Raw genomic sequence first — 22,125 nt, forward strand, 5'->3', positions numbered from 1 at the left:
TGAGATTTAGTCAAAATAATCCGATAGCCCCTCGGCAATCGCCTGGGCAGCTTTTTTCTGATAAGAGGTTTTGCGGACGACGGATTCGTCGTAACGGTTGGTCAGAAAACCAAGCTCCACCAGCGTTGCCGGGAGGGTGTTTTCGCGCAGAATGTGGTAGTTCCCAAAGGATAGGCCATTGCTCTTCAGGCCAATTCCCTGTCCAAGCCGGTTCTCAATCGAACGGGCCAGACGCAGATCATTATTCTCTGAATAAAAAAAGGTGAGGGTCCCCGATACTTTCTTCGGAGAAGAATTATAATGAATGCTGACAAAAGCATCCGCTCCCAGCTGCTGCCCGATCTGTACCCGCCGGGCGAGCGAAGGCTTCTGGTCTGCCCGTGTCCGGGTCATTTCCACATGTGCTCCTCTGGCTCTCAAATAATCTCTCACATAAAAGGCTGTCTGCAGCGTCAAATCCTTCTCCATCGTATCAAAGCTTGTACCCAGCATACCGGGGTCACTTCCGCCGTGTCCGGGGTCAATGACGATAAGCTTGCCGTGGATGCTCCCGGAAGTCCTGGTATTACTGCTCCTGGTGCTCCAACTACTCCCGCTTCCTGTACTTCCTCCGGCAATGTATTGCCCGGATACCCAGCCGATCTCTCCGCTAGTGGTGCGAATGCGTGCCCAATCCCCCTGGCGAAGCAGTACAGTAATAGAATCTCCTTCTTTCAAAGATCCCAGCACTGTATATCCTGTTCCCGGGCCGCCCCTGATCCGCAGGGAAGAGGCGGTAACGTGCGCGGTTCCAGCACTGCCGGAGGATGGGGCAGAGGTCTTCACGTAAGCGGCTGCGGCTATGTTCCCTGAAGCTGCCGCGTTTGTGCCGCCGGTTCTCTTGAGATAATATCCGGCAACCCAGCCGGAGACGGAACCGGACCGGACCTTAAGCCAGCCGTGCTGCTCGGCGGTTACGGTGACCAGAGTTCCGCTTTTTAGCGATCCCGTTACAGCTGCGCTTGCCGCCGGCTCACTGCGCACATTCAGGGAAGAAGCGTATACCCTCGCCGTATAAGATCCGGCAGCCTGAGCTGATTCAGTCTGCACAGCAGTGGATAGTAATAAAGTGACTGCAAGCATGGAGGCAGATATTGTTTTTTTGAAAATATATGAATTCATTGGTTTCACGCTATAAATTCCCCTTCTGTTTCACAAATAGATTAAAGGTTTATTACCCGCTCCGGCGGGGTAGAAACGGAAGATAGTCAAAATTTTAATTGAAAACTGTCTCTGTTCCAGTCGTGTAAACATCTGTATAATTATTACATATCGTGAAAGACGACAAAGGAGTGCCGACGTGACCAGACCGAAATTATTCATTGGATCTTCCAGAGAATCCATCCGTTACGCACGGGCGATACATGAGCAGCTGAAACGGGAAGCTCAGGTCAATCCGTGGTATGCCAACGCATTCCGGGCAAACGAATATACCATGGAAGCGCTCGAACGGAATCTGGATGAGAGCGATTTTGCCGTATTTGTGTTCTCGCCGGATGATGTAGCCAGAATCCGCGGCAAATATTATTATGTGACCCGTGATAATACACAGTTTGAGATGGGATTATTCTGGGCGAGGCTGCGACGGAACCGTGTGTTCTGTCTGCTTCCGGATCAGGTGCCTGTCCGCAAGGACTTAATTCCGGGGGAGAATATTGAGGAATATCATTTGCTCTCGGATCTATCCGGGCTTACTCCGCTGGAGTACGAATGGCAGCATGAGAATCCGGTGGCAGCCGTAGATGTCAGCTGCGGCAAGATCATCGACAGCATTCAGGAGCTGGGAAGCTTCCATGACCCGCTTAAGGAGCTGGAACAGCTGAAGAGTGAACTTGGGCGGAAAGAAAGTATCCTTCACTTCTTCTGGCAATATAATAGCAATATATCTACCCCTGATGACCGGGACAAATATCAGGCGCTCAGTGAGGCTATCCGCAATTCCTTTCTTCCCCCTAAGCATTGCCGTGTGATGGGCGCGGCTATGTGGCAGGCCCGTGAACAGGAAGGGCTGGTGCAGGTGGGCGGTAATGTGGGCCGCGGACATTCCTATCCTTTTTCATCGACTGAAGAAAAGGGCTCCCGTCCGGGGGTAGTGGATGCTTTTATAGCCAAAGAATGGACCTTTTTGCAGCGCACCGAAGTTGCTGAGGTATATATCCTGTGCTATCCTTTAGGTGAGAGGCATGTCCTTTCTGTACATTTTTCCGGAAACGACGGGTTATCTGCGGATGATCTGACCGAGGTCGTATCGTACAACCGGGATTTATTCCGTACCGTCAATCATTTAGTGGAAGGGGACTGACACGATGAAGAATATGAAGAATGCAGTCAGTTTATCCAGTGCTGTCCGCCGGACCGCTAACAGCAGCGAGGGCAGCAAAAGCCGCGCGAAGCGAAAGACTGGAGCCGTAAGGCCCACCAAGCTATCACCTGCAGCCATGAACGTATATATTGCGCCTTCTCTTGAAGGCGGAGACGACGAATACAAGAAGCTCACTAGCGGGAAGGTAGACCATAACAAACCTTCGTTTGCTTAACTGGTGCTTCACCAAGATAGGGCCCCCAGCACATGCTGGGGGCTTTTTTTATATTTCTTTCATAATTTCGTCATGTTCCCTTTAGGATTGGCTTCTAGAATAGGCTGTACAGAAACCTGATAGGGAGTGTTCAAATGGCGAAGATATTGATTACGGATGATGCAGCTTTTATGCGGTTGATGGTGCGTTCGGCACTGGAGGGTAAAGGGCATGAGATTGTGGGTGAAGCGGTTAATGGAGCAGAAGCGGTCAAAATCTACCAGCAAGTCAAACCGGATGTGGTCACGATGGATATCACCATGCCGGATATGGACGGGGTTACTGCAGTCAAAAATATTTTGGCTATAGATCCCGGGGCCAAAATTATTATGTGCAGTGCCATGGGACAGACCGTGATGGTCATGGATGCAATGAAGGCCGGGGCAAAGGATTTTGTGGTTAAGCCTTTTCAGGCAGACCGGCTGTTGCAAGCTGTAGAAAATCAACTGTAAAAAAAGAGGGAGAAATGCCGATATGAAACATATACAAGCGAATCATTTGAATACGGTTCTTGCTGGTATTGAAAAAGTGCTGGTCACCCATCTTGGGACCGCTTTTCGTGCAGGCGTTCCATCTGCCGAACAGCCTTATGTAAATACGGAGAATGTATCTGTAATGGTTGGAATGACCGGAGACCTTCGTGGCGAGATCATTCTCAGCATGGACGATGAAGTCCTGAAAGGCATAGTCAGTACCATGTTCGGCTTCAACGTAGAAGTAATCGATGATATGGGATGGAGTGCTTTTTCAGAGTTTGGCAATTGGGTGGGGGCCGCTTGCTGTACCGCTTTTCAAGAGCAAGAGCTGAACACCAATATTACACCCCCCGTCATCCACGAAGGAAAAGGTAGCCTGCGGACAAGCAGCAAATTTGTCAGCATACCGGTATATACAGGAGAACTCACGATCATGGCGCATATCAGCCTGGGTGAATGATGAGCGGGCACAAGTCGGTCCATAAATGGGGAGAGCTGTTCATGAATCAATTAAAGATGATGCGCCTGTACGTAGGATTGTCATTAATATGCGTACTGGTGATGGGACAGCTTGCAAACTGGATGAATCCTACTGATCCTGCTCTGGATATCGTGGAAGTGACTGTTCTGACCATCGGTGCATTAGTGCTGGCCGCCACCTTCTTCTCGAAGAGGGTGAGGTCAAACCCGGAGCCATTCCTGTTTGCGTATTTGTGGTTTATATCGGCCTCCGCCTTCGTATCCTTACTGCAGAACCAATATAACTCGATGCTGTTGATTACAATCCTAATGATGTACTTTGTGGTAAGTCAGACAATCAGTTCTCTGAGACGGCTGCAAATCTACATGGTTCTGATATTACTTGAGCTGATCCTGTTCTTATTCTTCACAGGGGATATCAAGAAGACCAGTTTTGCGCTCGTTATCTTTCTTACAGCAAGCATTGTGATCTATCTTTCCACGGGAAAACGCTTGCAGATGATTAGGGAGTATGAACTTACGGAGCAGGTCCTGCGGGAGACCGTTGCCGAGAAGAATTTATATGTACGTGCAGTGCAGGATGTCGGAACAGGAGTCATTATCGCAGAGGCTTTGCCGCATTCACCCGTTATTTATACCAATGAAGCATTTTCACAGATAACGGGGTATTCGGCGGAAGAGGTGCTGGGCCGCAACTGCAATTTCCTGCAGGGCAAAGACACGAAGCCGGAGCATATTGAACAAATCCGCATTGCGCTTGATCAGCAGACCCGAATCCAGCTGGAAATCCTGAATTACCGCAAGAATCATGAGCCCTTTTGGAACGAACTGTCGATTACCCCGCTCCGTGATGAGACCGGTCAGGTCACCCATTTCATTGGTGTTCAGACGGATGTCACGGTCCGCAAGCAACTGATGCTGAGTGAGCAGCAGTCGCGCACGATGCTGGAACAGGTGATGCGTTATTTGAAGGATCCTGTCCTGGTGATGCGTGCCGAGCAATTCCAGCTGCATCCCGTGATGATGAATGACGCTGCACGTGAGTTATATGAATCGCTGGACCGCACGGATGTTACCAAGCTAATGGCGTATCAGGAACTAATTCTAGCCACGCTGTATGGACAAGAAGCCGCTGAGCAGGAAATGGAACTCAGAATTGGCGGGAATATTCGTGCCTACCGCGTCAGCATCAGCAAACTTGAAGATATGGTCATGCTTACCTTTACCGACATAACGTCCCATAGGGAGAGTGAACGCCAGCTCCTGCTGAATAAGGAGGCCCTGGAGCATACCAATCGCGCAAAGGACCAGTTCCTGGCAATGATCAGCCATGAGTTCCGGACGCCGCTTAATGCGATTCTTGGCATCGTACAGCTTCAGGAACAAGATCATCTTCCGTCAGAAGAGATGCTTACTTTGAAGCACTCCTCAGAGCATCTTTTATTTTTAGTTGAACGTGTCTTGGACTATTCTGCCATGGAGAACGGAGCAGTGCATATAGACCGGAGGCCCTTCAATCTGAAAGAGCTCATCGTGAATCTATCCTCCGAATATGAGGAGAAGTTGGGCAAGAAGGGACTTGAATTCCGCCTGACAGCAGAGCAGCTTCCGAATGTGCCGGTGATTGGCGATGCACGCCGCACCGCGCAAATTATTCAGACCTTGCTAGATAATGCCATGAAGTTCACACCTTTTGGTGAGGTTGAACTCTCGGCGTATGTCCGGCCTATGCTGGACCCGATGAAGCTTCTGCTAATGATCAGAGTTAGGGATACGGGGATTGGCATTCCAGAGGATGCGGGAGAAGACATCTTTAAGCCGTTTTTCCAATCCGACCTGTCCTCCACCAGACCATATGGCGGTCTGGGAATTGGACTGGCGTTCTCCCGTAAACTCATAGAACTTTTGGGAGGAAGATTATCGTACCTTAGCAAGGTTGGAGAAGGCACAGTGTTTGCAGCAGAACTGCCGTTCACTCTGTTGTCAGCCGATCATTTCGCATTAGGGTCCGCAGGGAAACCACGGCTGCTTTTGGCAGAGGACAATATAGATAATCAGAATTTGTTCATTGCGTTTGTGAAGAAGATAGGCTGCCGTGTTGATGTTGCCGTGAATGGGCTGGAGGCCGTGCGAATGTTCACCGAAGGGTATTATCATATGGTTTTCATGGATATTCAAATGCCTGTCATGGATGGATATGAAGCTACAAGGCAAATCCGCCAGTGGGAGAGACAGGAAGGACTGAAGCCTGCTGCTATAGTGGCATTGACTGCCCATGCTTTTGCCGAGCATCGCCAAGCGTCCAAGGACGCTGGCTGTGATGACTTTTTGGAGAAACCGATTTTTATGGAACCGTTGTTCGAGACCATCCGGCGGTATGGATTTGCCGAGTTTAGTGAGAGTGGGGGATGAAATTCATGGAATCTCCATTCCAAGTATGGATTGATGAGGATATTGCAGAACTGATCCCGGGGTATATGGGACGCCGCAGAGAGGACTTGGCTAATCTCTCCTCGCTGCTGGAGATCCGTGAATTCGAAGCCATTGCCAATATCGGGCATTCGATGAAAGGCAGCGGCGGGGGGTATGGGTTGTTTGCTATCTCAGAGATCGGCCGTGACCTGGAGCGGGATGGTGGGCTGAGGGACGGTGTACTGGTGAAGAGTTGTCTGGATCGGCTGGAATATTATTTGGAACATGTGGAAATTTTGATTAAGCCATGCGAACGCTAGGAAACGGGGAATAACGATGAATAGAGAGAAGACTGTATCTATTTTTGAATGGATATGGAAACCGTATATTAAAACTTCAGTTATTCCGTTATTGCTTGTGGAGCTGGTCTTTATCGGGATTTATTTTGTGACGAACAACTGGTCGCGGGAACGTCAGGTTCTCAGCATGAAGAACGAAGTGTTCCATGAAATGCAGATCCTCTCCTCCCAGGAAGCTGCGATCATAAATGGGCAAACACAGCGGATTTTGACAAATGTAGATATATTCCGGGATGCTGTTTCGCATACGCTTGAGCAGCGGGCTCCGCTCGGGGAAGATGACCGCAGACGGCTGGTTACAGGCCAGGATGGTGCCTATTACTCGGCAGCCGACAGTCCTGCAGGGGGAGCTGCAGTGTTTTATAGCGGTGTATATACAGTTGGCGATGAACAGAAAAGAAAGGTGGCCAGTCTGCTGGCGCTGCAGCCTCAGATGAAGTCAATGATCGCCAGGGAAAAGCTTGCGTCAGCGATTTATTTCAACACCTTTGATTCCCTGAACGTGATCTATCCATATATGGATGTAATAACACAATATGCACCGAAAATGAACATTCCTGAATTTAATTTCTATTATGAAGCCGATGAAGACCATAATCCGGATCATAAGGCCGTCTGGACAGATGCTTATCTGGACCCGGCAGGAAACGGCTGGATGGCCTCCTGTATTGCCCCTGTCTATAACGGAGCTGTTCTGGAGGGAGTCGCCGGTATTGATGTCACCATAGACACCTTCAGGAGCGAGATTCTTGGACTGGACATTCCTTGGGGCGGACATGGATTTCTGGTAGACGATAACGGAAGCATTCTCGCTATGCCGGATCAGGTGGAGCAATTATTTGGGATCCAGGAACTCACCTCCCATCAATATACTGAGGCGGTCAAGCAGGATACTTTCAAGCCAGCGGAATTCAATCTTTTCGCCCATGAGGATCTTAAGACGATTAATGCCGAGCTTACGGCGGCAAGCCAAGGGTTAGGCGAGTTGAAGTTGGGCGGGGAGCAGCATATTCTAGCCTGGGCAGCCGTTGAGAACACGCGCTGGAAATTAATCATTCTGGCTGATGAAGACAACATTCTGGCTGATACCAATCACCTGAAGCATGAACTGTATGAAATCGGGATGTATATGGTCTTCGGGTTGATCTTCTTCTATAGTATATATTTTGTGGTGCTGAACCAGCGTACCAAAAGAATGAGTAGAAAGATGTCCGAGCCTATTCAGAAGATCAATGCCATTGCTCTGGGTATAGGACAAGGCCAATATCATCCAGAGATTCCAGATATCCACGTGATTGAACTGAGGCAGACTGCTGAGATCCTGACTCAGGTCGGACAGGAATTGGGGGCATCCAATCAAGAACTGAGGGAGGCCAAAGAGGCGCTCGAAAGCCGCGAGGCCAATATCAATGCAATGATTCAATCCGTAGATGATATGATTGCCGAGATTGATGAGTCCGGTACGATTATTAAGGTCTGGTCCGTAGACAAGAGGTATGATATCAACCTTGCGAGGAATTACGAAGGCAAGCATGTGGGCGTACTGTTTGATCCGCAAACAACCTTGCAATTTATGGACCTGCTGCAAAAAATGCTGGTTACAGGTGAAACGGCTGGCCTGGAATATGAGGTGTCTACACGGATAGGGATCCGATGGATGCAGGCGATGATTTCACCGATTGACTATAAACACGAGCAGGTCCGTAAAGTCGTTATGGTCTCTCGTGACATTTCCGACCGGAAGCTGATTGAAGAATCCATGCTCAGTTCGAAAGAAAGTGCAGAGAAGGCCAACCAGGCCAAGTCTGAATTTCTGTCCAGTATGAGTCATGAATTGCGTACCCCGATGAATGCGATTCTGGGCTTTGCGCAGCTTCTTGAATATGACCGTACCGAGCCGCTGACAGCTTCACAACAGGAGAATGTTGGTGAGATCATCAAAGCAGGGAAACATCTGCTTCAACTAATCAGTGAAATACTGGATTTGTCCAGAGTGGAGTCCGGCCGCTTGGCCTTGAACATAGAGAATGTATCTGTAGGCGAGATTCTGGAAGAATGTTTTTCATGGATACAGCCCCTTTGCAGTCTGAATTCTATTCAGTTCCATAATGCAGCGATACCGATGTACGGACAAATGATGGCATGTGACCGCATCCGTATGAAGCAGGTACTGTTAAATATTTTATCCAATGCCGTGAAATACAATGAGAAGGATGGTTCCATCAGAGTCAGTATTCACCCTGCCGGCGGTAATAGGCTTGCGATAGTGGTTGAAGATACGGGAATCGGAATAAGTGAAGAGGATATGAAATTGATATATGAACCCTTCCACAGGATTCAGCAAGGCAGGCAGATTGAAGGCACGGGAATCGGGCTTACGGTCTCCAGTAAGCTGCTGGAAATGATGGGCGGGGAGATCATTGCGTCAAGTACTGTGGGCGTAGGCAGCCGGTTTGAAATACTAATTGGCAGAGCAGATCTTCATAGTAATGAATAGGATCTGCTCTAAAAGGAACGCCTGCAGGCGGCCGATGCGGGATGAATGAGGGATGGCACATGTTAATATCTGACACGATATATCCGGAACTATACAAACAAGGGAAAATCATGATTATTGATGATGTCCGGGCAAATACACTTCTGCTCCAAAAACTGTTTATTCTCGAAGGGTACTCGAATATCTCCATCATAGAAGATCCGCAAAAGGCGGTTCAGGCGATTCACGATGAAGCTCCGGCGGTGTTGCTGCTGGATTTGAACATGCCTGTGGTCAGCGGTTTTGATATTCTGGTGCAGCTTAATGAACAGAATTCCCCTTTGCTGTCTTCCATAATCATTATTACAGCCTATCAGGACACGGCCCTCCTTCACGGTGCGCTGCGGCTGGGGGTGAGTGATTTCATAACCAAACCGTTCGATCCAATAGAAGTACTGCTTAAGGTACAACATCTGCAAGAGGCGAATTACAAGCGCAGACTGCAGGAAGAGCAGAACGTTCGGGTAGAATCGCTTTTGCAGCAGCATATTTGTGAGCTTGAAGAGCTTCGGCAGGAATATGTACAGCGTATGTTTCAGACTATGAGCCAAAAGGATAATGAAACCGGCAGGCATCTGCTTCGGATCAGCAACTATGTATATGCGCTGGCGAAGCGGATGGGGCTGGGAGAAGAGACTTCGCATAAGCTTAAGCTGGCAAGCGCCCTGCATGATATAGGAAAGATATCTATCCCCGACCGTATCCTGCATAAGAAAGGGAAATTAACGGCGGAAGAATTCGAAATCATGAAAGAGCATACAACCAAAGGTGCCGAACTGTTATCAGGCAGCCGTAACGAAATTCTTGCCATCGCCGAAAGCATTGCGCTCACCCATCATGAGAAATGGGATGGCACCGGCTATCCTCGGGCTTTGAAGGGTGAAGCCATTCCGCTGGAAGGGCGGATCACCGCTGTCTGTGATGTATTTGATGCGCTCACCTCGACACGTCCCTACAAATCTGCGTGGACTGTTGAGGACTCCATGGCTGAGATCTTGCGATTAAGCGGTATTCATTTTGATCCGGTGGTTGTCCAGGCTTTTGCTGATATCCATGATGAACTGATGTGGATTCGGGAGACATGGCAGGATTAACAGAAAAAGGGCTGGTCTGGCGACCCTGATAGTCGCACACCAGCCCTTTGTATATACTCAGATCATACAACAAATTTATAGCCAATCCCCCAAATGGTCTTGATCATCTTATGATCGGGATCAATTTTTTTGCGGATGTTTTTTAGATAGACGGTTACAGTGTTAATGTCCCCGCTGTCTTCATAGCCCCATACGGCATTGTATATCTGCTCTCTGCTGAGTACAAGATTCTTATTGCGCACCAGATACAGCAGAATCTCCAGTTCTTTTCCCGATAAATGAATGAGTTCTCCCCCAATAATCACTTCATAGGTTTCCCCGTTAATCGTTATATCATCAAATTGAAAGATCTTCTGGTTCGAAGCTGCAGGTTTGGCACTGCGCTGTTCGCGCCGGAGGTGAGACTTGATACGTGCTGTCAATTCGTCCATGCTGAAGGGCTTGGTGATATAGTCATCGGCCCCCAGCTCCAGCCCGAGCACTTTGTCGATTTCGCGATCCTTGGCGCTAAGCAGCAGTATGGGTGCGCTTACGAGGTCGCGGATCGCCTTGCAAATATCGAGTCCATTCATAGAAGGCATTACAATATCCAGAACGATTAGCGAAAAGGAATGAAGCTTAACCAGCCGGATTACTTCTTCACCCTCTGAGACTGTAAATACCTCATAACCTTCAAGCTCCAGCCGTTTTTTTAGAAGAATAAGGATATCTCGATCATCGTCCACTACAAGGATTTTGGGTTTATTCATAAAGGGATTACCTCCAAAGCAATGCTCATATCTATGATTTTATCATATCTTCTCTATATTTTTTTATATTTAAATCACTTTGTCACTAGATTTGTTTGATAAAACTAGATTGTACAGCAATAAGGGGTGGTTCCCCGGGAGATGTGGTGATCGCACTTGGATATGAACCAGTTTTTGGAAGTGTATATGGAAGAAGCAGATGAGCAGATTCAAATCATGGAGGAAAAGATGCTTCTGCTTGAACAAGGCAACTGCGATGATGAAACGATCCAATCGCTTTTTAGAGCAGCACATACCCTCAAAGGATCTTCAGCAGCCATGGGCTTTGACCTTATTAAGAATGTGACCCATGAAATGGAGTCTCTACTGGATCTGATCCGCACCAAACAACTGGATGTGACCAATGAACTGGTAGAGCTGCTTATTGATAGTCTGGATATCATCAAGCTTCTCAAGGAGGAATTGTCCTCTGGTGCCGGTGAAACGGCCATTGAAGGGATTTTATCCAGAATTGCATCTTTTCGTATTCATGGCTCAGGTTCTGCCCCTATTGCGGAGTCGTGGACTGAATCTGTTAAGCTCCATCCGCTATCGCTGACTCTGGATGAGCATTACCGCTGTCTGGAGGCTCAGGAGCAGGGGAAGGCTATTCTGGATGTGGGAATCCTGCTGGTGCAGGATTGTCTGATGAAAGCTGCACGGGCAGCGATTATTCATCAACGTCTTTCTGATCTTGCCGACATTGTGAATATGAGTCCTCTGCTGGACGAGTCGGCTGCAGAGCAGAATGAGGATCAATACCAGTCGCTCCAATTCCTCCTGATTTCGGACTTGCCGGATCATGAACTGCATAAAAAATTGGTTTCACTGGTTGAGGTGGCAGAGGTCCGGATTCAGAACATTGAGCTGGAGGAGCCAGATGAGCTAGATGAGCTAGATGTGCTAGATGTGCCAGATGTGCCTGATGTGCCAAAGGGAATTCCTTCGGCCGTAGTCCGTGAACCGGACGGAGAACCTGTCCAGGACCTAGAAGCCTCCACACTTTCAGCCGATACCGGTGTACCTGCCCCCGTCCAGCCGGCAGATAAGAAAAAAACACGATCTATCCGGGTAGATGTGGAAAGGCTGGAACATCTGATGAATCTGGTGGGAGAACTGTTAATTGACCAAGTGGGCATCAAACAGGCTGGGCGGCTTCTGAATCAGCGGTACCGTGGAGATGAGGAGTGCAGCAAGCTGGATGGGCAGACGGATCATCTGGGGCGAGTCATCCATGAATTGCAGGAGCAGGTGATGAAGATCAGAATGCTGCCTGCCGAGCAATTATTCAGCCGGATGCCCCGGATTGTAAGGGATTTATCCAAACAGCTGGGCAAAGAGGTTGATTTGCGCCTGGTTGGGGGTGAAACCGAAATGGACCGGACGGTTATTGAAGAAATCACTGATCCGCTGATCCATTTGCTCCGTAACGGCGTGGACCACGGAATTGAATCGGAAGCGGAGCGGTTGGCAAAAGGCAAGCCGCCAAAGGGAACCTTGACGATTCAAGCCTCCCATGAAGGAAATCAGGTGGTTATCCGTGTAATGGATGACGGCAATGGAATAGATCCGGAACGCATCCGGCAGAGTGCGGTCAAGAAGCAGATCATTAGTGAAGCGGCAGCAGCGAACCTGTCAGACCGTGAAGCGATCCAGTTAATTTTCAAACCGGGTTTCTCCATGGCGGCTGTCGTTAGTGATATCTCCGGGCGGGGAGTTGGTATGGATATCGTCCGTGATCATATTGAGAAATTGAACGGTGTTATTGACATCCAGAGCGAAGTAGGCCAGGGAACAGAGTTCCGTATCCGGCTTCCGCTCACACTGGCGATCATCCCTGGACTGCAGATTAAGGTGAGGGAGACGAATTTTATTCTTCCAATGTCGAATATACTGGGAATCCTGCGAATGAAACCCGAAGAAACCGGTTATGTCCAGAAGCAGCCTGTTATGAGTCTGCGGGGGGAAGTCCTTCCAGTGTTATACATGCAGGAAGTGCTTGGCTGGGGGAAGCCCCCATTGGAAAAGGCATATCAACAGGTGGTCATTCTCGGGATGGCCGAAAAGCGGGTCGCGCTTGTGGTGGATGAATTAAACGGCAACGCAGATATTGTCGTGAAATCCATTGGTAAATATGCCGGTAAAATCAAATGCGTTACAGGAGCTACAATTATGGGAGATGGCAGGGTGGCCCTGATTTTTGATATAGGTTCATTATTCTAATTAAATCTGAAGAAATGTGGTGACCCATAATGAAAAAAATAAAGATGTCCGTGAAGGCAAAGCTGTTGTCTGTATTGATGATCCCCATTCTGGCGATGGCGCTGACCTCTTATCTATCCCTAGGTCTGGTGAACTCGTCAAGAGATAATCTGGTGCGTGTATTATACGATCATGGGTATATTCTGACCAATTACATGCTGAACGCTGACAGGGACATGTATCAGGCGTACTCCGCCGTACAACTATACCTGGGCACCGGAGATAAGAAATCACTTGACGAATATACGGCTAACCTTTCTCAAGTCAATGAACGTATAGACAAAGCGGAGGAAGTAATTAATAAATATAACGATCCGCGAATTCTCGACCTGAAGGGGGACGGCAACAGCAAGATTACTGAGGACCTTGCAGATGCCCAAGTCCAATTCGCCGAGTGGGCCGGATTTATCGACGAGCTGCTGGCAGCTCCCGGGGAGAAAAGGGTTACGAATGAACTGCTGCGTGTGGACCAGTTCAATGAAGCGCGGGATAAGCTTGATTCCGCATCGGAGATTGTAGAATTGTTTATGACAAATGAGGTCCAAAAGTCAGAGGACGCCATATACAATTCTTTCATAAAGGTTCTCGCTATAAGTGTAGCTCTTCTGGCCCTGTCCTTTATTCTGGGTTTTCTGTACATCCGTAAAATTAGCGCAGCGTTCAAGCTGATTCAGAGCGTTATGGAACGATTGACGGGCGGTGATCTTACCGTAGAACCTCTGGATCTGCGCAGTAAAGACGAGATAGGGCAAGTGGGAATGGCTATTAACAATATGACCGGTAAAATCAAATCGCTCATCGAAAAAACAGCAAGCCTGTCACAGACTGTTGCCATAGCCTCGCGTGAAATTTCGCAAAATACGGAGGAAGTAGTCCGCAGCAGCACCCATCAGGCGAATGATGCCCAGACGATGACAACGCTGGTGTCGGAACTGAGTATAGCCGTAACCTCGGTGGCTCAGAACGCGGAAAAGGCCTCCGTGATGTACCAGCAGACGGTGGGTATTTCAACGGAAAACATGCGGATAGTAGATGCTTCTATTAATGAAATGAACGCCGCAAGTCAACAGATGGGCAAGCTGCAGGAGGATTCCAAGAAAATAGGCAACATCCTGGAGCTGATCGATGATATTGCCGAGCAGACCAACCTCTTGGCACTGAATGCCGCTATTGAGGCAGCTAGGGCCGGAGAGCATGGCAGAGGCTTTGCGGTGGTGGCCGACGAAGTCCGCAAGCTGGCAGAACGAAGCGGAGAAGCTACGCGCCAGATCGCACAGATTATCGAGACGATGCAGGAAAATACATTGAAAAGCGTGGCTGCAGTTGGTCTTGGTGTGCAATCCTCACTGGATGCGGCAGCAGCATTCGATAAGATCAAGGGTATTGTGAATGAAACAGCCCAGCTGATTACAGAAATTGCAGCGGCAAGTGAAGAACAGGCAGCGCAGGCCGATGATGTGCTGCAGTCGGTTCAGAGCATAGCCGCGGCAAGCCAGGAGGTCTGCGCCTGCGCTGAAGAGACCTCTGCCTCCTCGCATGATCTAGTGGATTCTACAGCAATGCTGAACGAGTCGCTGGAAGCATTCCGGATGTCATAATCCGAGAAAGACAGGTGATGCCAGATGGCTTTGGATACAGCAGACCAGTATGTAGAGTTCGGGATTGGACAGGAACATTATGCGATTCCGATTCAGGATATTCATGAGATTATCCGTGTGCAGGAAATTACCCGCCTCCCCCATACATCCTTTTATGTGGAGGGAGTTATCAATCTTAGAGGCAGAATCGTACCCGTGATCAGCTTACGCAAGCGATTTGAGTTCGAAAATACTGAGCTTACGAAGCGGTCCCGTATTATAGTGATCAACCGGCAAGAGGAGAAGGTGGGGATTCTGGTGGACCATGTGAATAAGGTGGTTCGTATTCATGACATAGGGCCGCCACCGGAGCGTTTGGGCAGACTCAACAGCATGTTTTTTGACGGGATCGGCAAATCGGACAGTGGTGTGGTCAGCATATTGAAGGTGGAACAGCTGTTTGAAGAATAGATCCGTTAGCCGGACAGGCGGAAATGAACAGAAAGGAGGGAATTAGATCAGATGGCTATCAGAGTACTTGTCGTTGATGATTCCGCATTCATGAGAAAGCTGCTGACAGAGATGATCAAAGGATTTCCCGGTTTTGAAGTCGCTGGTACGGCTAAGAATGGTGCCGAAGCGGTACAGCAGGTAGTGGCTATAGGGCCGGATGTGGTTACCATGGATGTGGAAATGCCTGTTATGGACGGATTAAAGGCACTGGCGGAAGTGATGAGAGTAAGGCCGACCCCTGTAATCATGGTCAGCTCGCTTACCCAGGAGGGGGCAGATGCAACCGTTCAGGCATTGATGCTGGGTGCAGTGGATTTCATTGCCAAACCTTCGGGTTCCATCTCTACCGAGCTAATCTCCAAGCAGAAAGAACTTAGAATGATGCTCCAGGCGGCTTCTTCTTCACATCCCTCCGTCCAAAAGTGGGGGAATGATGCACCAAAGGCTCCTGCTACGGCGCAGGCGGGCAGACAGGTTAGAATCCCTTCGCCGCCCCCATCCGTAGAAATCAAGCCCCATCAACAGCGGATTAGCGGTATTTGTGCAATAGGCACTTCTACAGGCGGGCCGAAGGCACTGGAGAAGGTCATTACAGCTTTACCCGGAGATTTTGGTGTTCCGGTAGTGGTGGTTCAGCATATGCCCGTTAGGTTCACCGCCTCCCTTGCTCAGCGTCTGGATCAGCATTCCAATCTCAGGGTGGTGGAAGCGGGGCACCATCAAATCCTGGAGTCGGGTTACGTGTACATTGCGCCTGGGGGCAAACATCTAGAAGTAGAAAGTATAGGAGCGGGCAAATACCGCACGGTCATTCATGAGCAGAACGCGGTGAATGGCCATCGGCCTTCTGTAGAGGTAATGTTTGATTCTATCACACAGCTAAGAGGGTTGAAGAAGGCTTATGTCATTATGACTGGAATGGGAGCTGATGGGGCCTACGCCATGAAGCGTGCGAAGGAAGCAGCACTTCAGAGCGTTACCATAGCCGAATCGGAGGCCACTTGTGTAGTATATGGTATGCCAAAAGCTGCAGTGGAGCTGAAGTGCATCGACCATCTGCTGCCCCTCACCCAAATTGCTGACAAACTCATCGGAATTTTTCATTCTATTGCCAGAGTTTGATGGACTGTACTGTTGGCAAAAGGTGATAGAGCACGGAGGTGCCCTCTCAGCCATGAAATGGCTGGGACACCCTTGCAGCCAATGACCCAAAACGCAAAGCAGCGATTCTCCACTAACGGGAGAATCGCTGTTTATTTTTTGAGGATTTATACATGAAGGAAGCTGGTGAGTTGTAGAAAATCTACTGCTGGGACAGCCCCTTCTTCTGAGGTGAAATGCTGCTCTTCTTGGCGATTTCTCTGCGAACAACCGGGGCTACCTCAGTAGCCAGCAGTTCAATTGCTGTAGCCACCTTGCTGTACGGAATGCCGCCGATATCCAATTGGGTCATGAAGCGGTTGTGGCCGAACAGCTCATGCTGGTAGAGGATCTTCTCAATAATCTGCTGCGGACTGCCGACAGCCAGTGTATTGACCGGGGACACGAAGTGGCCAAAATCGCTGCGGGAGACGCGGTATTCCTGATTACGGCTTGGACTGATGGCGTTACGGTAGCTGTAATAGTAAGGGTAATATTCGTCCAACGCCTGTTGTGATGTCTTGGCAATGTAGCCATGGCTCGTAATCGCGATCTTCAAATCTGCGGCTGAATGTCCAGCTGCGGCTCCACTCCGCCGATATGTGTCGGCAAGATTCTGGAAAGGCTCAGGGCTGCCGCTGAGAATGGCAATAGCCATGCCGATACCCAAGCTTCCAGCCTGTACGGCGCTTTCGGCGGAGCCGCCAATGCCGACCCAGAGCGGAAGCTTCTGCTGCAGGGGGCGCGGGGCGATCTCGGCATTCTTGAGCGGGGAGCGGAAATGCCCTTTCCAATTCATGACTTCCTGCTGGTTGAGCTGCAGCAGAAGCTCCAAATTCTCGGTAAAAAGCTGTTTGTAGTCTTCCAGTTCGTAACCGAACAGCGGGAAGGATTCCAGAAATGCCCCCCGTCCGGAGATGATCTCCGCGCGGCCGCCGGACAACAAGTCGAGTGAAGCGAAATCTTCAAACACCCGCACCGGATCAATAGTGCTGAGCACCGTTGTTGCACTGGTTAGCTTGATCCGCTTGGTCACTTGGGAGATGGCGGCCAGCACAACCGGTACAGATGAGATCACAAAGTCCAGCCGGTGATGTTCACCTACCCCAAATACATCAAGCCCCGCTTCATCCGCCAGCTTGGCGGCCTCGATCACTTCCTTCATCCGCTGATGGGGGCTGATCCGCTGCCCTGTATGGCAGTCGGTAACGATATCCCCCAATGTGTAAATGCCAAACTCAAATTCCGGCAAAGTTTCTACTGTAGCGTCGTTGTCCATCGTTCAAACCCCTTGTAATGTAGAATATGTGTTTTTCTGTCTGAGTGAAATATAGAAGCTTATAGTGGCGGCGAAGGGTTCACCCCGAATGTAAGTTTGGGTCTGCACGCCTCTCCGTTTGTAAGCAGGATGATGAAGTTATTGTATCACAATAAACTTACAAAATGTAAGTATATGAGTGTAAGTTTGCAGTTTCGTTGAAAAGATGTTTTTGCTGAGGATTAGTGTAGTGGGTGAGAGTACTAGTTGAGTGTATTGGATTAGTGTATTGTTTTTTTTCGTTTTCATCCATTGGAATCCGGGCAGGGCTGTGATTGATAATGGATGAGCTTAAAAATTTTTTATGAAAAAAGGTGATCCAAAAATATAAACGCTACGATTCATTAGTGTAAGCAAGTTATTGCGCATGCGCTGAAGAGACTGAAGAGTGAGTATCGATTATGCATCATTCACTTGAGCTAAGGCTCACCCATTCCAAGGAGGTAAGAAAATGAAGCTGAAGAAATTGCTAGCCCCTGTACTAAGTTTGTCCCTGATGTTGCCGGTGATGGCGAGTGCGGCAGCTGCGCCGCCTAAAGCAGTTGTTGATACACCTGCAGCCCAGCTTAGAGCGAGTCTCGACTATCTGCTATCCGAGCATTTTACCCTTGCGGTTACCGCAATGACCAAAGCCTATGACGGTTCCAGAGATGCTGCTGCCGCATATCAGGCGTTGGATCAGAATGCGCTGGACATGCAGCCGGCGATTACCTCGCTGTACGGTGAAGCCGGAGGTATGGAATTTGAACGGATCTTCCGCGAACATAATAAATATACGGATGATTTGGTCAAAGCCACCAAAGCGAATGACACCCCTGCCCGTCAAAAAGCAGAGCAGGAGGTTCAGGGCTTCGTCACAGAGTTTGCTGCCTTTCTGAGTACCGCAACTGCCGGTAAACTTCCGCAAACAGCGGCAGAAGGAGCCATTCGCAGTCATGAAAATCATGTGCAGCAGGTATTCGATGCTTATGTCGCCGGTGATTATGACAAGGCCTATACGACCTATCGCACAGGCTTCCAGGAAATGTTCACGATCAGCAAGGTGTTGTCTACAGCCATTGCAACGCAAATGCCAGAAAAGTTCCAGAACACCCGTCCGGATACGAAGGCTGCTGACCTCCGTTCCGCCCTGAACAGTGTAGCTGCAGAGCACTTTGCGCTCTCGGTACTGGAAATGCAGAAGCAATTGGACGGCAAAGCCGACTACCAGGCCCTTATTAATGCCGAAGCGGGTAACACAGCTGATTTCAAGGCGGCTGTAGCCTCGATCTATGGCGCTGCTGGCGGGGATGCTTTTGAACAGATATGGGTAGGCAACCATATCACTGCACAAAGTGATTATGTGAATGCAGTGAAGAATAATGATACTGCCGCTCGTGCAGCAGTGCTTGCCCGGATCGACAGCTTCACTATGGAGCTGGGCAAATTCCTGGGTACTGCAACTGCTGAGAACCTGCCGACAGGTGCGGCACAGACTGCACTCAAGGCCCATGAAGGACAGGTGCAGAGCACGCTGGACCAGTATGCTGCAGGAGATTATTCGGCTTCTTATTCCACGAACCGCGCTGGCTATAAGACGATGTTCGGTGTAGGACTAGCTCTGTCGGGAGCAATTGTCTCCCAGTTCAACGACAAGTTTCAGGAAGCGGCTGTTCCAGCCAGCATGACCACGGTGTGGATGAAGCTGCACAGCCAAGAACTGAACATTAATGGGAATGTAACGATGATGGATACGATGCCTTCCAATATGAGCGGTACCACCTATATCCCGCTGCGTTACCTTGGTGAGGGGATTGGTGCAAAAGTGAAATATGATCACCAGACCCGCACCGTATGGGTAATGGCGGGCAGCGATACGTTGAAGTTCTGGATTGATAGCAATGTAATGGAAGTCAATGGCATGCAGAAATCCGTCGGTGCCAAAGTCATCATTAACAAGGATGGCAGAACGATGGTTCCCCTGCGCTTCATTGCCGAACTTCTGCAATGGAATGTGGCCTGGAACCAGACGGAAGGTCTGATTACCTTGACGAAAGAGATGTAGAGCAAAGTGTAAAATCTTCCAAAATAACGCTCCAAAGCCCGGATGTCCTTGAACCTGCGCAGCTAACTGCTGAGTGGCGAATGGCTTTCGGGCTTTTTTTTTGCCGCCAAGGAAGATATGATAAGCTCTAGGACAAGCAAGGCGAAATATATGGGGGGCATTATGGAACAGCAAGGGATTTGGGCAATTGGTATTTTTCTGCTTACATACGGATTGATTATTTCTGAGAAGGTTCACCGCACGATTGTGGCGATGCTGGGAGCCTTGATTATGATTGGGGCAGGAATTGTCACACAGGAAACAGCGCTGAAGCATATTGATTTCAATACACTTGGCCTGTTGGTGGGGATGATGATGATGGTGGGGATTACTGCGGAGACTGGTTTGTTCAGTTACGTGGCGGTAAAATCAGCCAAGCTGGCTAAGGGTGAGCCAAGGCGGATTCTAGTGGCTTTGGTGCTCGTTACAGCGCTATGCTCGGCGTTTCTGGATAATGTGACCACCGTCCTGCTAATGGTGCCGATTACCTTCAGTATTACGAGGCAGCTACGAATCAAACCCATGCCGTTTCTGCTATCGCAGATCGTTGCCTCGAACGTGGGCGGAACGGCGACCCTGATTGGAGACCCGCCGAATATTATGATCGGCAGTGCCGTGAAAGAGCTGACGTTCATGGCGTTTATCAACAACCTCGCTCCAGTGATCCTGATCATCATTTTGGCATTTTTGCCGCTGTTTCTGCTGATGTTCGGCAAGCAGCTCAAGACTTCTCCTGAACTGCAGCAGAGAATAATGGAGATGGATGAACATGCGATGCTTAAGGACCGCAAGCTGCTGCGCAAGTGTCTATGGGTGCTGGGACTGACGATTCTAGGCTTCTTCCTGCATCAGTTGATTCATCTGGAGTCGGCAACAGTGGCATTAGCTGGAGCTTTTGTGCTGCTTCTCCTGACTGGTGGAGAAAAGATGCTGCTTAAGGCTTTTAAAAGTGTGGAATGGATTACGATATTTTTCTTTATCGGTCTGTTTGTGCTCGTGTCAGGCCTGGTGGAGACGGGTGTGATCGCAGAATTGGCAGGCAAAGCGATGGAGCTTACCGGCGGAAATCTGGTGGCCAGCTCGATGCTGATCTTATGGCTGAGCGCGCTGGCCTCTGCTTTTCTGGACAACATTCCTTTTGTAGCAACGATGATTCCTCTGATTCAGGAGATGGGCACCCTGGGCATCCACAACCTGGAGCCTTTGTGGTGGAGTCTCGCACTCGGGGCTTGTCTGGGAGGGAACGGGACGCTGATTGGCGCGAGTGCGAATCTTATTGTAGCAGGTCTCGCGGGAAAAGAAGGTCATCAGATCACCTTCATGAAATATTTGAAATTCGGCTTTCCTCTGATGATTCTGTCGATTGTAATCTCAAGTGTGTATATCTATTTGAGGTATCTGATCTAATTGTGAATTACTGTTGACAGACTCAGAGTTAGATGATATTTTAAATATACAAATTCCAATTGACTTACTTTGAATTAAATATTGCCGACTGTTCAGACAGAGGTATCCGTGCTAATCTACCGTGCGGAACCTCTGTTTTTTTGTTGCATCTCTAGAGAACAAGCTGAAGGAGGAGCGGATATGGGAGAAGCATTGCTGTCGATCACACAGCTGAATAAGAGCTTTGGTAAGGCTGGGGGACGGGTGCAGGCGCTGCAGAATGTGGAGCTTCAGGTGCAGGAGGGTGAATTCATTACGGTCATCGGTCCGAGCGGGTGCGGAAAAAGCACACTGCTGCGCATCATCGCCGGTCTGGACACCGGTTATACCGGCAGAGTCACGCTGGAGGGGGCTGAGATTGGGGGGCCGGGCATCGATAAAGGGTTTATTTTTCAGGAGCACCGGCTGTTCCCCTGGCTTACCGTAGAAAGGAATATCGCCTCCGATCTGCCGCTCGGTAATCCCGAAATCCGCAGGAAAGTTGATGAGCTGATTGATCTGGTCAAGCTCGGCGGATTTGAAAAAGCTTATCCCCGCGAGTTGTCCGGCGGCATGGCCCAGCGTGTGGCCATTGCCCGCGCGCTGCTTCGGAATCCTAAGATTCTGCTGCTTGACGAGCCGTTTGGAGCACTGGATGCCTTCACCCGGGCGCATATGCAGGCGGTGCTCCTGGACATCTGGAGGCGGAACCGGACCACGATGATTTTTGTAACCCATGATATTGATGAAGCGGTATTCCTAGGCAACAGGGTAGTCATTCTAGAACCGCGTCCCGGCAAGATCCGCAAGATCGTACCGGTGGATCTGCCGTATCCGCGCAAAAAAACGACAAGTTCTTTTCAGGAGCTGCGCCTCAAGGTGCTGAATTATTTTGAAAAGGTGGATGAGCTTGAGCTCACAGACGGTGCAGGGATTTAATGTATTCCATTTCATTAAGGCCTCATGCGCAATCTCCTAGTGCTTGTGCTGAACCGTTGTATGTGTATCGCACAACACTCCTGAACGTGAAAGGTTAGCATTTTTTAC

The 22,125-nt window shown here is 49.4% G+C and carries 18 protein-coding genes; 15 read left to right on the top strand and 3 right to left on the bottom strand.

Features of this window, described 5'->3' with window-relative positions; genetic code table 11:
- Nucleotides 1-6: 6 nt before the first annotated feature.
- Nucleotides 7-1,161: an N-acetylmuramoyl-L-alanine amidase family protein gene (locus ACAN54_RS26525; protein WP_379163031.1), complete on the bottom strand. Its 1,155-nt coding sequence runs from the start codon at nucleotides 1,159-1,161 to the stop codon at nucleotides 7-9.
- Between the two features lie 178 nt (nucleotides 1,162-1,339).
- Here ACAN54_RS26525 and ACAN54_RS26530 point away from each other — a divergent pair, with 178 nt between their 5' ends.
- The 8 genes from ACAN54_RS26530 (at nucleotide 1,340) to ACAN54_RS26565 (ending at nucleotide 9,972) form a co-directional block, all read left to right on the top strand.
- A complete protein-coding gene (locus ACAN54_RS26530; RefSeq protein WP_379162744.1) occupies nucleotides 1,340-2,341 on the top strand; it encodes a TIR domain-containing protein in 1,002 nt (333 codons plus the stop codon).
- Between the two features lie 4 nt (nucleotides 2,342-2,345).
- A complete protein-coding gene (locus ACAN54_RS26535) occupies nucleotides 2,346-2,576 on the top strand; it encodes a hypothetical protein (RefSeq protein WP_379162747.1) in 231 nt (76 codons plus the stop codon).
- Nucleotides 2,577-2,710: 134 nt separating this feature from the next.
- On the top strand, nucleotides 2,711-3,067 hold the full coding sequence (locus ACAN54_RS26540) for a response regulator (protein ID WP_379162750.1): 357 nt from the start codon (nucleotides 2,711-2,713) through the stop codon (nucleotides 3,065-3,067).
- 22 nt (nucleotides 3,068-3,089) lie between these two features.
- Entirely contained in the window at nucleotides 3,090-3,551 is a 462-nt protein-coding gene (locus ACAN54_RS26545; protein WP_379162754.1) for a chemotaxis protein CheX, read from the top strand.
- A gap of 41 nt (nucleotides 3,552-3,592) precedes the next feature.
- Nucleotides 3,593-5,983 (top strand): PAS domain-containing protein, encoded by a 2,391-nt coding sequence (locus ACAN54_RS26550; RefSeq protein WP_379162757.1) that lies wholly within the window; start codon nucleotides 3,593-3,595, stop codon nucleotides 5,981-5,983.
- 5 nt (nucleotides 5,984-5,988) lie between these two features.
- Nucleotides 5,989-6,303: an Hpt domain-containing protein gene (locus ACAN54_RS26555; protein WP_379162760.1), complete on the top strand. Its 315-nt coding sequence runs from the start codon at nucleotides 5,989-5,991 to the stop codon at nucleotides 6,301-6,303.
- Between the two features lie 16 nt (nucleotides 6,304-6,319).
- Entirely contained in the window at nucleotides 6,320-8,839 is a 2,520-nt protein-coding gene (locus ACAN54_RS26560) for an ATP-binding protein (protein WP_379162763.1), read from the top strand.
- 59 nt (nucleotides 8,840-8,898) lie between these two features.
- Nucleotides 8,899-9,972, top strand: coding sequence for an HD domain-containing phosphohydrolase (locus ACAN54_RS26565; protein ID WP_379162767.1), 1,074 nt, complete (start codon nucleotides 8,899-8,901; stop codon nucleotides 9,970-9,972).
- A gap of 62 nt (nucleotides 9,973-10,034) precedes the next feature.
- On the opposite strand, the gene ACAN54_RS26570 is transcribed toward ACAN54_RS26565, so the two are convergent.
- Nucleotides 10,035-10,721: a response regulator transcription factor gene (locus ACAN54_RS26570; RefSeq protein ID WP_379162770.1), complete on the bottom strand. Its 687-nt coding sequence runs from the start codon at nucleotides 10,719-10,721 to the stop codon at nucleotides 10,035-10,037.
- A gap of 162 nt (nucleotides 10,722-10,883) precedes the next feature.
- Between ACAN54_RS26570 and ACAN54_RS26575 the strand changes: the two genes are divergently transcribed.
- From ACAN54_RS26575 to ACAN54_RS26590, 4 genes are read left to right on the top strand one after another with little or no spacing between them, the layout of a single operon-like run.
- Nucleotides 10,884-12,983, top strand: a complete 2,100-nt coding sequence (locus ACAN54_RS26575; protein WP_379162773.1) for a chemotaxis protein CheW — start codon at nucleotides 10,884-10,886, stop codon at nucleotides 12,981-12,983.
- Between the two features lie 29 nt (nucleotides 12,984-13,012).
- Nucleotides 13,013-14,620 carry a methyl-accepting chemotaxis protein gene (locus ACAN54_RS26580; RefSeq protein ID WP_379162776.1) on the top strand — a complete coding sequence of 536 codons (1,608 nt, stop codon included), beginning with the start codon at nucleotides 13,013-13,015 and terminating at the stop codon, nucleotides 14,618-14,620.
- 24 nt (nucleotides 14,621-14,644) lie between these two features.
- Entirely contained in the window at nucleotides 14,645-15,070 is a 426-nt protein-coding gene (locus ACAN54_RS26585) for a chemotaxis protein CheW (protein ID WP_379162779.1), read from the top strand.
- Nucleotides 15,071-15,121: 51 nt separating this feature from the next.
- Complete coding sequence (locus ACAN54_RS26590; RefSeq protein ID WP_379162782.1) at nucleotides 15,122-16,234, top strand: protein-glutamate methylesterase/protein-glutamine glutaminase; 1,113 nt, start codon at nucleotides 15,122-15,124, stop codon at nucleotides 16,232-16,234.
- A 181-nt stretch (nucleotides 16,235-16,415) separates the two neighbouring features.
- On the opposite strand, the gene ACAN54_RS26595 is transcribed toward ACAN54_RS26590, so the two are convergent.
- Entirely contained in the window at nucleotides 16,416-17,531 is a 1,116-nt protein-coding gene (locus tag ACAN54_RS26595; RefSeq protein WP_379162785.1) for an LLM class flavin-dependent oxidoreductase, read from the bottom strand.
- A gap of 490 nt (nucleotides 17,532-18,021) precedes the next feature.
- Here ACAN54_RS26595 and ACAN54_RS26600 point away from each other — a divergent pair, with 490 nt between their 5' ends.
- The 3 genes from ACAN54_RS26600 (at nucleotide 18,022) to ACAN54_RS26610 (ending at nucleotide 22,017) form a co-directional block, all read left to right on the top strand.
- Entirely contained in the window at nucleotides 18,022-19,614 is a 1,593-nt protein-coding gene (locus ACAN54_RS26600; protein ID WP_379162788.1) for a copper amine oxidase N-terminal domain-containing protein, read from the top strand.
- Nucleotides 19,615-19,776: 162 nt separating this feature from the next.
- Nucleotides 19,777-21,060: an ArsB/NhaD family transporter gene (locus tag ACAN54_RS26605; protein WP_379162791.1), complete on the top strand. Its 1,284-nt coding sequence runs from the start codon at nucleotides 19,777-19,779 to the stop codon at nucleotides 21,058-21,060.
- Nucleotides 21,061-21,240: 180 nt separating this feature from the next.
- Nucleotides 21,241-22,017 (top strand): ABC transporter ATP-binding protein, encoded by a 777-nt coding sequence (locus tag ACAN54_RS26610; RefSeq protein WP_379162794.1) that lies wholly within the window; start codon nucleotides 21,241-21,243, stop codon nucleotides 22,015-22,017.
- The last annotated feature ends 108 nt before the right edge of the window (nucleotides 22,018-22,125 follow it).

Source organism: Paenibacillus diazotrophicus, from assembly GCF_042610465.1.

What these genes read in the sequence shown, in the direction of transcription:
- ACAN54_RS26525 (WP_379163031.1), bottom strand. Translation starts at nt 1,161, where the DNA reads ATGAATTCATATATTTTCAAAAAAACAATATCTGCCTCCATGCTTGCA.
- ACAN54_RS26535 (WP_379162747.1), top strand. Translation starts at nt 2,346, where the DNA reads ATGAAGAATATGAAGAATGCAGTCAGTTTATCCAGTGCTGTCCGCCGG.
- ACAN54_RS26540 (WP_379162750.1), top strand. Translation starts at nt 2,711, where the DNA reads ATGGCGAAGATATTGATTACGGATGATGCAGCTTTTATGCGGTTGATG.
- ACAN54_RS26545 (WP_379162754.1), top strand. Translation starts at nt 3,090, where the DNA reads ATGAAACATATACAAGCGAATCATTTGAATACGGTTCTTGCTGGTATT.
- ACAN54_RS26550 (WP_379162757.1), top strand. Translation starts at nt 3,593, where the DNA reads ATGAATCAATTAAAGATGATGCGCCTGTACGTAGGATTGTCATTAATA.
- ACAN54_RS26555 (WP_379162760.1), top strand. Translation starts at nt 5,989, where the DNA reads ATGGAATCTCCATTCCAAGTATGGATTGATGAGGATATTGCAGAACTG.
- ACAN54_RS26560 (WP_379162763.1), top strand. Translation starts at nt 6,320, where the DNA reads ATGAATAGAGAGAAGACTGTATCTATTTTTGAATGGATATGGAAACCG.
- ACAN54_RS26565 (WP_379162767.1), top strand. Translation starts at nt 8,899, where the DNA reads ATGTTAATATCTGACACGATATATCCGGAACTATACAAACAAGGGAAA.
- ACAN54_RS26570 (WP_379162770.1), bottom strand. Translation starts at nt 10,721, where the DNA reads ATGAATAAACCCAAAATCCTTGTAGTGGACGATGATCGAGATATCCTT.
- ACAN54_RS26575 (WP_379162773.1), top strand. Translation starts at nt 10,884, where the DNA reads ATGAACCAGTTTTTGGAAGTGTATATGGAAGAAGCAGATGAGCAGATT.
- ACAN54_RS26580 (WP_379162776.1), top strand. Translation starts at nt 13,013, where the DNA reads ATGAAAAAAATAAAGATGTCCGTGAAGGCAAAGCTGTTGTCTGTATTG.
- ACAN54_RS26585 (WP_379162779.1), top strand. Translation starts at nt 14,645, where the DNA reads ATGGCTTTGGATACAGCAGACCAGTATGTAGAGTTCGGGATTGGACAG.
- ACAN54_RS26590 (WP_379162782.1), top strand. Translation starts at nt 15,122, where the DNA reads ATGGCTATCAGAGTACTTGTCGTTGATGATTCCGCATTCATGAGAAAG.
- ACAN54_RS26595 (WP_379162785.1), bottom strand. Translation starts at nt 17,531, where the DNA reads ATGGACAACGACGCTACAGTAGAAACTTTGCCGGAATTTGAGTTTGGC.
- ACAN54_RS26600 (WP_379162788.1), top strand. Translation starts at nt 18,022, where the DNA reads ATGAAGCTGAAGAAATTGCTAGCCCCTGTACTAAGTTTGTCCCTGATG.
- ACAN54_RS26605 (WP_379162791.1), top strand. Translation starts at nt 19,777, where the DNA reads ATGGAACAGCAAGGGATTTGGGCAATTGGTATTTTTCTGCTTACATAC.
- ACAN54_RS26610 (WP_379162794.1), top strand. Translation starts at nt 21,241, where the DNA reads ATGGGAGAAGCATTGCTGTCGATCACACAGCTGAATAAGAGCTTTGGT.